At 29.3% G+C, this 12,799-nt stretch carries 14 protein-coding genes; 10 read left to right on the top strand and 4 right to left on the bottom strand.

Annotated features, from left to right (window positions below; genetic code table 11):
- Positions 1–69: 69 nt before the first annotated feature.
- The 8 genes from ACZJV1_RS11320 to ACZJV1_RS11285 all read left to right on the top strand — a co-directional run bounded on the left by ACZJV1_RS11320 (position 70) and on the right by ACZJV1_RS11285 (position 8,592).
- Positions 70–777: a polysaccharide deacetylase family protein gene (locus ACZJV1_RS11320; protein WP_460287690.1), complete on the top strand. Its 708-nt coding sequence runs from the start codon at positions 70–72 to the stop codon at positions 775–777.
- 109 nt (positions 778–886) lie between these two features.
- A complete protein-coding gene (locus tag ACZJV1_RS11315) occupies positions 887–1,552 on the top strand; it encodes a single-stranded DNA-binding protein (RefSeq protein ID WP_411170701.1) in 666 nt (221 codons plus the stop codon).
- A 415-nt stretch (positions 1,553–1,967) separates the two neighbouring features.
- Complete coding sequence (locus ACZJV1_RS11310; RefSeq protein ID WP_411168010.1) at positions 1,968–2,504, top strand: cob(I)yrinic acid a,c-diamide adenosyltransferase; 537 nt, start codon at positions 1,968–1,970, stop codon at positions 2,502–2,504.
- Between the two features lie 492 nt (positions 2,505–2,996).
- Positions 2,997–3,917: an ABC transporter permease gene (locus tag ACZJV1_RS11305; RefSeq protein ID WP_463650185.1), complete on the top strand. Its 921-nt coding sequence runs from the start codon at positions 2,997–2,999 to the stop codon at positions 3,915–3,917.
- A gap of 14 nt (positions 3,918–3,931) precedes the next feature.
- The gene (locus ACZJV1_RS11300; protein ID WP_411168008.1) at positions 3,932–4,891 is read left to right on the top strand and encodes an ABC transporter permease; all 960 of its coding nucleotides are present in this window, start codon (positions 3,932–3,934) and stop codon (positions 4,889–4,891) included.
- A gap of 12 nt (positions 4,892–4,903) precedes the next feature.
- The gene (locus ACZJV1_RS11295) at positions 4,904–5,911 is read left to right on the top strand and encodes an ABC transporter ATP-binding protein (protein WP_411168007.1); all 1,008 of its coding nucleotides are present in this window, start codon (positions 4,904–4,906) and stop codon (positions 5,909–5,911) included.
- Positions 5,911–6,894, top strand: coding sequence for an ABC transporter ATP-binding protein (locus ACZJV1_RS11290; protein WP_460287451.1), 984 nt, complete (start codon positions 5,911–5,913; stop codon positions 6,892–6,894). The genes ACZJV1_RS11295 and ACZJV1_RS11290 overlap by 1 nt, the downstream gene beginning before the upstream one ends.
- 54 nt (positions 6,895–6,948) lie before the next feature.
- Positions 6,949–8,592: a peptide ABC transporter substrate-binding protein gene (locus ACZJV1_RS11285; RefSeq protein WP_463650184.1), complete on the top strand. Its 1,644-nt coding sequence runs from the start codon at positions 6,949–6,951 to the stop codon at positions 8,590–8,592.
- Positions 8,593–8,632: 40 nt separating this feature from the next.
- Here the strand turns inward: ACZJV1_RS11285 and ACZJV1_RS11280 are convergent, their stop codons facing one another.
- The 4 genes from ACZJV1_RS11280 to ACZJV1_RS11265 form a co-directional block, all read right to left on the bottom strand.
- The gene (locus tag ACZJV1_RS11280) at positions 8,633–8,797 is read right to left on the bottom strand and encodes a hypothetical protein (protein WP_411168004.1); all 165 of its coding nucleotides are present in this window, start codon (positions 8,795–8,797) and stop codon (positions 8,633–8,635) included.
- 120 nt (positions 8,798–8,917) lie between these two features.
- Positions 8,918–9,673 (bottom strand): 4-hydroxy-tetrahydrodipicolinate reductase, encoded by a 756-nt coding sequence (gene dapB / locus ACZJV1_RS11275; protein ID WP_463650183.1) that lies wholly within the window; start codon positions 9,671–9,673, stop codon positions 8,918–8,920.
- A 10-nt stretch (positions 9,674–9,683) separates the two neighbouring features.
- Positions 9,684–10,562: a 4-hydroxy-tetrahydrodipicolinate synthase gene (dapA, locus tag ACZJV1_RS11270; protein ID WP_460287447.1), complete on the bottom strand. Its 879-nt coding sequence runs from the start codon at positions 10,560–10,562 to the stop codon at positions 9,684–9,686.
- Complete coding sequence (locus ACZJV1_RS11265) at positions 10,562–11,554, bottom strand: aspartate-semialdehyde dehydrogenase (protein ID WP_463650182.1); 993 nt, start codon at positions 11,552–11,554, stop codon at positions 10,562–10,564. The genes dapA and ACZJV1_RS11265 overlap by 1 nt, the downstream gene beginning before the upstream one ends.
- Positions 11,555–11,706: 152 nt before the next feature.
- Between ACZJV1_RS11265 and ACZJV1_RS11260 the strand changes: the two genes are divergently transcribed.
- Together ACZJV1_RS11260 and ACZJV1_RS11255 are read left to right on the top strand one after the other, a co-directional pair.
- A complete protein-coding gene (locus ACZJV1_RS11260) occupies positions 11,707–11,958 on the top strand; it encodes a small, acid-soluble spore protein, alpha/beta type (RefSeq protein ID WP_460287444.1) in 252 nt (83 codons plus the stop codon).
- A gap of 104 nt (positions 11,959–12,062) precedes the next feature.
- Positions 12,063–12,797, top strand: coding sequence for a class I SAM-dependent DNA methyltransferase (locus tag ACZJV1_RS11255; RefSeq protein ID WP_463650181.1), 735 nt, complete (start codon positions 12,063–12,065; stop codon positions 12,795–12,797).
- Positions 12,798–12,799 lie beyond the last annotated feature (2 nt).

Below are 12,799 nucleotides of genomic sequence, written 5' to 3'. Positions count from 1 at the left end.
AATTTACAGGAGTTTTTTGTGAGAAGGAGATATAGAGTATTAATAAGTTTAGCATTATTAGTGTGCACTATGATTTTTTCTGTTTTATTTAAAGAAAATTTTAAATATGTTTTATCAGAAACATTTAATGAAGGACCTATTTATAGAGTAAACAAAGAAGAAAAAGTTTTATCCTTAACATTTGACATAAATTGGGCTGAAAAAGATGAAATTTATAACATATTAGAGATACTAGATAAATATAATGTAAAGGCAACCTTTTTTATAATGGGAGGTTGGGTTAATTATAGTGAAGAAAATAGAGAAAAGCTTGTTAATATAAAGGAGGGAGGCCATGAAATAGGAAACCATAGCTATATTCATCCTATGTTTACCAAGATAGATGAAAATAGGATGAAGGAGGAACTTGATAAAACTGATAAAATAATAGAAGAAACAGCAGCAGTTAAACCTAAATTATTTAGGTTTCCTAGTGGTGATTACAATAAAAAGTCCTTTGATTTTGTAAATAAACAAGGATATAAGTGTATTCAATGGGATATAGATTCTGTTGATTGGAAGCAAAAAGGAGCTGATGAGGAGTATAATAGAGTTATGAAAAAAATTGCTCCAGGTTCAATTTTACTTTTTCATAACAATGCAAAGTACACTCCAGGAAATCTAGATAAAATAATCAAAAAACTTAAAGAAGAAGGATATTCCTTCATACCAGTGGGTGAAATGATATATGAGAAGGATTATTATGTTGATGATAAAGGAGAACAAATAAAAAAATAAATTAAAAAATATTGAAAAATGATGATATAATGTATTATAATGGAAATGTATCCAGTGGGGTTAAAAATGCAATCGATTAAAATTATTACTAAGGGAGAGAGGGTTAATGATGGACAACTTGATGTTAAATAACAAAATTTATTTAGAGGGAACAGTAATATCAGAACTAGAATTTAGCCATGAAATGTATGGGGAAGGGTTTTATACATTTTCAATGGAGGTTATGAGACTTAGTGATTCAGTTGATGTTTTAAACATAACAGTATCAGAAAGACTTATAGCTAATATGGACTTATCTATTGGTAAAGAAATAATAGTAGATGGTCAATTGAGGTCATATAATAAGTTTGTTGATGGGTCAAATAAACTTATATTAACTGTTTTTGCAAGAAATATAGAACCTTGTATTGAAAGAAGTAAGAATCCTAATGAAATTTTCTTAGATGGGTATATATGCAAGGAACCTGTTTATAGAACAACTCCTTTTGGAAGAGAAATTGCAGATGTACTATTAGCAGTTAATAGAGCATATAATAAATCAGATTATATTCCAACAATAGCATGGGGAAGAAATTCAAGATTCTGCCAATCTTTAGAGGTTGGAGATAACATTAGAGTTTGGGGAAGATTACAAAGTAGAGAGTATCAAAAGAAAGTTAGCGATACAGATGTTATAAAGAAAATAGCATATGAAGTATCTGTATCAAAGATGGAAAGAGTTCAAAATGATAATTTAGATTTAGAACATGAAGTTAGTGAAGAAGAAGTAATGTAGTATAAAATAAAGGTGAAAAGCTTGCTTTTCACCTTTAATCATTTATTCTTTAGGAAGTTATAAAAAGTTTACTCTATGAATAACTCTTTATAGTTTCATTCCTTCAGTTTTTAAGTGCACATATGTAAGTTTGTGATGACTTGGAGCGAAGTGACGGAATAAGCAAATTTACATATGTGCACTTTTTTATAAATTATTTTCTTATAATTAAGTATGCACAAGTATGAATTTTATAGTTTCCTATATAATGTATGATTATATAGGAAACTATCAGCACTGTATTATAAAATGAGAATATAGAAATAATATATTAAGGGTATATACATAGAAAAATAATAAAATAATGATAAAGTATATTATGTTTACAATACACTTATATATAATGTACAATTTATAAAAAAAAGGAGTTGATAGAATGAAATTGGATAAAGGATTAGTTCAAGTGTACACAGGAAATGGTAAAGGTAAAACTACTGCTGCCATAGGTCAAGGAATGAGAGCCTATGGAAATGGATTAAAGATATATATGCTTCAGTTTCTAAAAGGTGGTCCAACAGGAGAATTAAAAACTATAGATGAGCTTGGAGAAAACTTCGAATTATTTAGATTTGAAAAGCCAAGAGATTTTGTTTGGAATTTAAACGAAAAAGAAAAAGAGGAATTAAAGCTTGAAATTAAAGAAGGATATAAATTTATTTTAGATACAATAAGAAATAATAAATGCGATGTATTAATTATAGATGAAATAATGGGAGTCTTATATAATAAGTTCTTAACAGTTGAAGAAGTTCTATATATTATAGATAATAAACCTACTAATATGGAACTTATTTTAACAGGAAGGGATATACCAGAAGAAATTTTAAGAAAAAGTGATTTAGTTACAGAAATGAAATGCATTAAACATTATTTTGAAAAAGGCGTAGATGCCAGAAAAGGAATAGAATATTAATTTATTAATATATAGATAAGTTAGAGAATTATATAAATAAATTACACATTTAATAATAGGTAACTGATTAGCATTATAGTAAAGCTTTTATGCTAATCAGTTTTTATAAATAGTTTATAATTATGCGTAATAATTCTATGAGAATTAGAAAATATATGTTCACTATAAACGAACAAATTTATATAATTGTCCGTGTAAATTAAAATTTAATAAATATATTCTATTAAAATAAAAGTAAATTAATAATAATTAGAAAAATGAAGGATTAATATTTATACTTGCAGAAATGAGTAAAAAAGTAAGTGTAAGCGTTTACCAATGTTTCGGGGGTTCTTTTATAAATTTTAAAAAAAAGATAGGTATTATTGATATATTATTAAAATACTGAATATAAATTTAAAATGTTAATTGACAAATTTTAATAATATAATATAATTATTAATATCTACAAAATGGAATGTGTGTAGAATGATGAATGGGGGTTGAAAACAAATGGTAAAGTATATAGGAAAGAGGCTTTTAACTAGTATAGTTACTATTTGGGCAGTTGTGACTATAGTATTCTTTCTAGTAAGAATGATGCCGGGTGGTCCATTTGATGGAGAAAAAATAACACCGGACATGAAAGCCCAGCTAAACGAAAAATATGGGTTGGACAAACCTGTTGGGGAACAATATACAATTTATATGAAGAATTTATTAAAAGGTGATTTTGGTAAATCAATGAAGTATAAAGGAAGAGACGTTTTAACAACAATAAAAAAGAGTTTCCCAAACTCAGCTAAAGTTGGTGCAGTATCAATAGTATTTTCAGTTGTAGTTGGAGTTCTACTTGGAATAATAGCTGCATTAAAAGCAGATAAATGGCCAGATAGAGTTTGTATGCTGCTAGCAACACTAGGTATAACAATACCAAGCTTTGTAATGGGAACATTTCTAATATATATATTTACAGTACAGCTTAAAGGTTTCTTACCAGCTACTGGATTAAGCAAACCTAAAAATTATATAATGCCAGTTATAGCACTTTCAGGAAGTTCAATGGCATTCATAACAAGATTAACAAGAAGTAAATTAATCGATGTATTAAAATCAGATTATATAAGAACTGCAAAGGCTAAAGGGTTAAGTGGAAAAACAATAGTATTTAAACATGCATTAAGAAATTCATTAATTCCAGTAGTTACTTACTTAGGACCATTAGTAGCAGGAGTATTAACAGGCTCTTTCGTAGTTGAAAAAATATTTGCTATACCTGGGCTTGGAAATGAATTTACTTTATCAATAACTAATAGAGATTATAGTTCATTATTAGGAGTTACAACATTTTATTGTACCTTAATAGTAATATGTAACTTACTAGTAGATATAATATACGTGTTTATAGATCCAAGAATTAAACTAGAAGGGTAAGTGGGGGTAAAGGCATGGAAGATTTAAAAATGGATTTAAATATAGATAAAGAACTATTTACTCCTTTAAGCGAAGAGGAAAAGAACTTTGAACAAATAGTTAGACCGAGCGTTGGATATTGGGCTGATGCTTGGAGAAGATTAAAAAGTAATAAAGTAGCATTGTTTTCATTAATAATGATAGGAATAATAATTTTATTTGCATCTTTAGGACCAATTATAATGCAAAAAACAATGGGATATACTTATTACGATACAAACTTACAAGCAACAGATTTAAGACCAAGTGCTCAGCATTGGTTTGGAACTGATAATTTAGGAAGAGACTTATTTGTAAGAGTAATGTATGGAGCTAGATATTCTCTTATAATTGCAGTATCAGCAGCAGCTATAAATTTAGTTATTGGTGTAGTATATGGAGGCGTTGCTGGTTTCTTTGGTGGTAGAGTAGATAATATAATGATGAGAATAGTTGACGTTTTATATGCTATACCAAATCAAATTTATGTAATCATATTAATGGCTACATTTAAGAAAGAAGGATCTTCAGGATTAACTACTATTATTCTAGCAATGGCTATTTCTTATTGGGTAGGTATGGCAAGAATAGTAAGAGGAGATATTCTTCAATTAAAACAACAAGAATTTGTATTAGCAGCAAAAGCTCTTGGAGCTTCAAAGGCAAGAATACTTTTTAGACACTTAATTCCTAACACAATGGGATCTATATTAGTAACTTTAACATTATTTGTACCACAAGCAATATTTACAGAGGCTTTCTTAAGTTTTATAGGCTTAGGTATAAACGCACCACTTGCTTCACTTGGAACATTGGCAAATGATGCTAGTGGACTTTTAAGTACAGCAGCGTATCAATTATTATTCCCAGCTGGAATGATTTGTTTAATTATATTAGCATTTAACCTATTTGGTGATGGGTTAACAGAAGCTTTAGATCCTAAGAATAAGAGATAGGAGGAATGACAGATGAGTAGATTATTAGAAGTTAAAAACTTAAAAACCTCCTTTAAAACACATATAGGTGATGTACAAGCAGTAAGAGGGGTATCATTACACTTAGATAAAGGAGAAGCTTTAGGTATAGTTGGAGAATCTGGTTGTGGTAAATCAGTTACAATGATGTCAATTATGAGATTATTAGCAGATAATGCTGTTATTGATGCGGATACTATTATGTTTAATGGAACTGATATAACTAATCCAAATGAAAAGGTTATGCAGAAAATTAGAGGAAATGAAATGGCTATGATTTTCCAAGATCCTATGACATCATTAAATCCTCTATATACAGTAGGAGAGCAACTGACAGAACATCTAATAAAGCATAAGAGGATTTCTAAGAAAGAAGCGAATGAACAAGCTATTAAGATGTTAGACATGGTAGGTATACCAAGTCCTGAAAAAAGGCTTAAGCAATATCCACATGAATTTTCAGGTGGTATGAGACAAAGAGTTATGATAGCTATGAGTCTTATTTGTGAACCAAACCTTATAATAGCTGATGAGCCAACAACAGCATTAGATGTTACAATACAAGCACAAATATTAGATTTAATGAAAGATTTAAAAGAAAAGGTTAATAGCTCAATTATCTTAATCACACATGATTTAGGAGTTGTAGCAGACCTTTGTTCAAGAATAAATGTTATGTATGGTGGAATTGTTGTAGAAGAAGGATCAGATGAAGATATATTCTACAATGGAAGACATCCATATACTTGGGGATTACTAAATAGCGTTCCTAATCCTAAAAGTGAAATAAAAGAAAAATTGACACCAATTGAAGGACAGCCACCAGATTTATTAAAACCACCAGTAGGATGTCCATTTGCAGCTAGATGTAAGTATGCAATGAAGGTTTGTATAGAGAACCAACCACCTTTATTTGAAATATCAAAAGGACATAGAGCAGCTTGTTGGTTATGTCATGAAAATGCACCAAAGGTAGAGTCACCAATAAGGAGGGAAGAATAATGGAAAATAAAAACGATGTTATTTTAGAAGTTAAAAATCTTTGCAAATACTTCCCTGTAAATAAAGGATTATTTTCCAATAAAAGCTTTGTTAAAGCTGTAGACAATGTATCATTTAGCATTAAAAGAGGAGAAACTTTAGGGTTAGTAGGAGAATCAGGCTGTGGTAAAACTACTACTGGTAGAACTATTTTAAAGCTATATGAACCAACTTCAGGACAAATAATTTTTAATGGTGAAGATATAACTAATCATAGTGAAAAGAAAATGGTTTCTTTAAGAAAGAATATGCAAATGATATTTCAAGATCCATATGCTTCTTTAAATCCAAGAATGACTGTAGGAGATATTATAGGTGAGGCTATAGACATTCATGGGTTATATAAGGGAGAAGAAAGAAATAAAAGAATTAGGTATTTATTAGATAGAGTTGGCTTAAATGGAAGTCATATAAATAGATATGCTCACGAGTTTTCAGGTGGGCAAAGACAAAGAATAGGTATTGCTAGAGCTCTTGCAGTACAACCAGACTTTATAGTTTGTGATGAACCGATTTCTGCGCTTGATGTTTCAATTCAAGCACAAGTTATCAATATGTTAGAAGAGCTTCAAGAAGAGTTTGGGCTAACTTACTTATTTATAGCCCATGATTTATCAATGGTTAAGCATATATCAACTCATATAGGTGTTATGTACCTTGGTAAAATGGTTGAAAAGGGACCAGCTGATGATGTTTATTTAAAACCTAAACATCCATATACACAAGCTTTACTTTCTGCTGTGCCAATTCCAGATCCACAGGTGGCTAAAACAAATCAAAGAATAGTCTTACAAGGTGATATACCATCACCAATAGATCCACCGCCAGGATGTAGATTTAAAGGTAGATGTAAGTATGCTAAGCCAATTTGTGGAGAAGTAGATCCAGAGCTTAAAGAAGTAGAGCAAGGTCACTTTGTAGCATGCCATTTATTTAATGATTAGGTATTTATTGCATAGGCAATTAGTATAAAGTTTATATATTAAGGGGGAAAAACAATGAAAAGCAATAAGCTAAGAAAAATTTGTGCAGTTGCACTAACGCTTGCACTTGGAATGTCTGTTTTTGCGGGTTGCGGAAAAGGTGATTCAGGTGATGGTGGAAGAAAATTAATTTATAATTTAGGTTCAGATCCAGAAACGATAGATCCAACTCTAAATACTGCAGCAGAGTCAGGAACTGTTATTGATAATGCTTTTGAAGGGCTAATGAGACTGGACGAAAATGAAAAGGCAATTCCAGGAGTTGCTGAAAAGATGGATGTTTCTGACGATAAATTAGTATATACTTTTACTTTAAGAAAGGATGCTAAATGGTCAGATGGAAAAGACGTTACAGCTAAAGACTTTGAATATTCATGGGTTAGAGCTTTAACTAAAGAAACAGCAGCAGAGTATGCATACCAATTTTTCTATATTAAGAATGCAAAAAATTTCTATGATGGAAAAGCTAAAAGAGAAGATTTAGGAATAGAAGTTGTAGATGATCATACTTTAAAGGTAACATTAGAATCACCAACAGATTACTTCCCAGAACTTACTGCATTTACAAATTATGTTCCATTAAGAGAAGATATAGTTTCAGCTAATCCAGATACATGGGCAACTAATCCAGAAACTTATGTTTCAAATGGACCTTTCAAATTAGTTCAATGGGATATGAAAGATCAATTAGTTTTTGAAAAGAATGATAATTATTGGAATAAGAAAGAAATTAAACTTCCAGGAATAGTTTATAAATTAGTTACTGACCAAAACACTGCATATTCTTCATTAAAAGCAGGGGAATTTGATATGGTTGATACAGTTCCTCCAGCAGAAATTGAAGCTGGTAAAAATGAAGGTTTAGTTACAATTTATCCAAATCTTGCAACATACATGTTAGTAATTAATGTTGGTAAGCAAGATACTATATCATCACCAGAAGTTAAAAAAGCTTTAAGCAATAAAAAAGTAAGACAAGCTTTATCACTTGCAATTGATAGAAAAGGTATAGTTGAAAAAGTTACTAAAGCAGGACAAGTTCCAGCATATAGCTATGTTCCAAAGGGAATCTTAAATGATAAAGGTGAAGAGTTTGCAAGCAAAGAATACTTTAATCCAAATCAAGCTAATACAGAAGAAGCTAAGAAGCTATTAGCTGAAGCTGGATATCCAAATGGTGAAGGACTTCCAACATTTGAATTTATGTATAATACTGAAGGATCTCACAAGGATATAGCTCAAGTTATTCAACAAGATTGGGCTAAAATTGGTGTAAAAGCTGAATTAACTAACCAAGAATGGAAGGTATTCTTAAATACAAGACAACAAGGTGGATACCAAATTGCTAGACATGGTTGGAATGGAGACTATGTTGATCCAATGACATTCTTAGATTTATTTGAAACTGGCGGCGGAAATAACGATGCAGGATTCTCAAATGCAGAATACGATAAGTTACTTGCAGATGCTAGAAAAGAAACAGATTCAACTAAGAGATGGGAAATTATGAGAAAAGCTGAAGATATACTTATGGATGAAGCTCCAATGATCCCATTATACTACTACACTAAAGTTAAGGGAGCTAAGCCAGAAGTTAAAGGCGTTAGAGTTTCAACTTTAGGACATGTATTCTTTAATAATGCATATATAGAAGAGTAAAAATAATTAATTGAAAGAAGAGTCGGAAGACTCTTCTTTTTTAATTTCCAAATCTATTAAAGTGTTGACTTGAAGATCCTTCTTTTTTGATAGATTTATGCTTAGCATTTGGATTATGATTATGACCTTCTTCAGTTATTGGAGTTTGATAATTACATTTTTCCATTCTAGCTTTCTTATTGTCAGGTTGACTATCTTTTGCCATAATTAAACCTCCTTATAAATTGATGATATTATAGTTTTACACTATAGAAGATTTTTAAACTGGAAATAGATTCTTAAAATAAAAAAAGATAAGAATTAATCTTATCTCTTTTTAATACATTTAAATTCCTAATACATCATTCATATTATATAAACCAGCTTTAGTTATTTTACTCATATATTCACAAGCCTTTAAGGCTCCAACTGCAAAAACTTCTCTAGATATAGCTTTATGAGATAGTTCTATTACTTCTCCAGCTCCAGCAAATATAATTTCGTGATCTCCAACTATTGATCCACCTCTAATGGCATGAATTCCTATTTCATTTTTTTCTCTTTTATTTTCTCCACTTCTTCCATATATATATACCGTTTCTTTTGGAATAGCAGATTTTATTGTATCAGCAAGTAAAAGAGCAGTTCCACTTGGAGAGTCAACTTTTTGATTATGATGTTTTTCAACTACTTCAATATCATAATTTTCATATAAAGAAGGTACTATTTTTCTTAATATTGAGTTTAGCAAGTTAATACCTAAGGACATATTAGCAGATTTAAATATAGAAACTTCATTGCTTTTTTCATTAATTAGTAATAAATCTTCTTCTGAATAACCTGTAGAGCAAAGTATAATAGGTTTATTATTTTTTAAAGATAAATCTAAAATGTCTTTAAGAGCTTCAGGTCTAGAAAAGTCAAGTAATACATCGTAATTTATATCTAAATCACTAGCTTTATTAAATACTTTAAAATAGCAATCATTAGTAGGATATTTGTCTATTCCAGCTACTATATTAATATTAGGAAAATTTTTTGATGATTGAATAATTACTTTTCCCATTTTGCCGCAACATCCATTTAACACAACTTTTATCATAATAAACTCCTTAAATTAAGTTATATTCTTTTAATGAGTCTTTTAATAACTCAAGATTTTTATTATCCATTTCGCATAATGGCAATCTAAAAGCTCCAACATCTTTTCCCATTAAATTTAATGCTGTTTTAACTGGGATAGGATTAGTTTCTACAAAAAGCTTATTAGCTATATCTAAAATGTCTAATTGGATTTTCAAGGCCTCTTGAATGTTTCCATTTATATATGAAGTAGTCATATTATGAACTTCCTTAGGAAGTATGTTAGCTAAAACAGAAATAACTCCTAGCCCACCAAGAGACATTATAGGAATAACTTGATCATCATTCCCTGAGTATATATCAATTTTATCTTTACATAATGCTTTCATTTGAACTATTTGACTTATATTTCCACTGGCTTCTTTAATAGCAACAATATTTTTATATTTTGATAATTCGAAAAGTTCATTAGGTGTAATATTAACTCCAGTTCTACTTGGGACATTATATAAAATTATTGGAGTATTTATAGCATTGTTTATAGCTTCAAAATGCTTTATTAAGCCTTTGTGTGTAGTTTTATTATAATAAGGTGTTATTATCAAAAGAGCATCAACTCCCACACTTTCTGCAAACTTACTCATTTCAATTGAAGCAGCCGTATTGTTAGTTCCAGTCCCAGCTATTACAGGAACTCTTTTGTTTACTATATCAACAGTAAATTTTATTGTTTCTTTTCTTTCTTCACAGGTCATTGTGCTTGCTTCACCAGTTGTACCACAAATTACAATAGCATCTGTTTTTTCTTGTATATGCCACTCTATTAATTCTTTAAGTTTTTTGTGGTTAACTCCATCTTCAGTAAAGGGTGTAATTATTGCTACAGCAGAGCCTTTAAAAATTGACATTACTTATCACTCCTTATTAATAGTTCAGCTATTTGTACTGCATTTAAAGCAGCACCTTTTCTAATGTTATCAGCAACCACCCAAAGATTTAATCCATTATTTACACTAAAGTCTCTTCTAATGCGGCCTACAAATACATCATCTTTTCCTGAGACCATTAGTGCAGTAGGGTATTTAATTTCTTTAATATTATCATAGACAGTAAGGCCTTTAGTATTTTTAAATAATTCTATTACATCATCTAATTCAAAAGGCTTCTCAAGTTCAATATTGATACTTTCACTATGGCTATTAAGAACAGGCACTCTAACAGTAGTTGCTGTAATTTTTAAATTATTATTATGAAGAATCTTTTTTGTTTCTTTAATCATTTTAATTTCTTCCTTTGTGTACCCATTCTCTAGAAATACATCTATATGAGGTAAACAGTTTCCTGCAATGGGATAAGGAAATTTTTTAGGTGATAAGCCCTTTAATCCATTCTCTAAATCACTTATACCTTCCATGCCAGCACCTGAAACGGCTTGGTATGTAGAGTATACTATTCTTTTGATACCATAATTATCTATTAAAACCTTTAAAGGAACCATAGCTTGAATGGTAGAGCAATTTGGATTAGCTATTATACCATTATGCCACTCTATATCTTCAGGATTAACTTCAGGAACAACTAAAGGTACATTTATATCCATCCTAAAAGCACTAGAGTTATCTATAACAGTAGCTCCATAAGAAACAAATATTGGTGAGAATTTAGAACTAACATCACCACCAGCTGAAAAAAGTGCATAGTCTATTTTTTTATTTTTTATATTGTTAATAGAGGTTTCTTCTACTATAATCTCATTTTCTTTAAATTTAAGTTTAGCACCTGCTGACCTTTTAGATGCAAATAGATATAAATTTTTTATAGGAAAATTCCTTTCATCTAAAATTTCTAAAAATTTTCTACCTACATTACCAGTAGCCCCAACTATTGCAACATTGTACATAAATTTGCCCCCTTAACATAGTTAAATATTAAAAATTAATGTTTTATTATAATATATAAAATTTAAGGCTTTATAGTGAATAATTAATTTAATAGTATATTAGAAAAACTTTTGGAAAAAATATAAATATTATATTTTTAGGGGGTATTAAAATGAGTAAAACACCATTAAAAAAAATAATAAAATCAAAAATAAGATCAAATAAAGAATTATCAGACGCAGAAATATTAAGAGAAAAAATAAAGTATGAAATTGCTGATGAATTAGGTTTAAAGGATAAAGTAGATAAGTGTGGATGGGGAGGATTAACAGCAGAGGAAACTGGGCGTATAGGTGGAATAATGACAAAAAGGAAGAGGATGCTAAAGATACCTACAAATGATGAAATTTTAGGTAGAAAGTAAATTTACTTTAAATAGGAGTTTTTATTGATTCTATAGATTGACTAAAGGAAATTTTACATTTAATATAGTTTTAGAAAACTCTATAAAAAAGGGGGATGGATATTTTGACATATGGGGAGTTTGCTAAAATATATGATGAACTAATAAATGAAGATATTAATTATCAAGAAATGTGTGATAGAATTATTGATATATGCAAAGATGAAAATATAAGTTTCAATAATTATTTAGATATAGCTTGCGGAACAGGAAATGTAACTGTGAAATTAGCTAAAAACTTTAAGGAATCTTTTGCTGTAGACTTATCTGATGACATGTTAAGAGAAGCTTTTGATAAACTAAAAAAAGAAAAAATAAAGTGTAAATTAATTTGCCAAGATATGAGTGAGCTTAGTCTAAATAGAAAATTTGATTTAATTACATCAGTATTAGATTCATCTAATTATATTGTAGAAGAATCTAAATTTATTGATTATTTAAAAAGAGTAAAAGAACACTTAAGTGATGATGGTATATTTATATTTGATATAAATTCTTACTATAAGCTTTCAGAAATATTAGGAAATAATATATATACATATAGTGAGGATCAGGTCTTCTATACTTGGGAAAATACTTTTGAAGATGATATTTTAAGTATGTTTTTAACTTTTTTCGTTAAAAAGGGTGACTTATATGAAAGATTTGAAGAAGAACATATAGAAAGAGCCTACAAAGAAGAATTTATAGATAGTAAACTTAAAGAATTGGGATTTAAAGTTATTGGTAAATTTGATGGTTATTCTGAAAAAAATGTTGAAAATTTAACAGAAAGAATAATGTATGTAGTAAAAAAGTAATT

The organism is Clostridium sp. LS3 (assembly GCF_055330225.1).
Note: the sequence above shows the minus strand (reverse complement) of the source record. Positions and strands in the feature narration are given on the sequence as shown.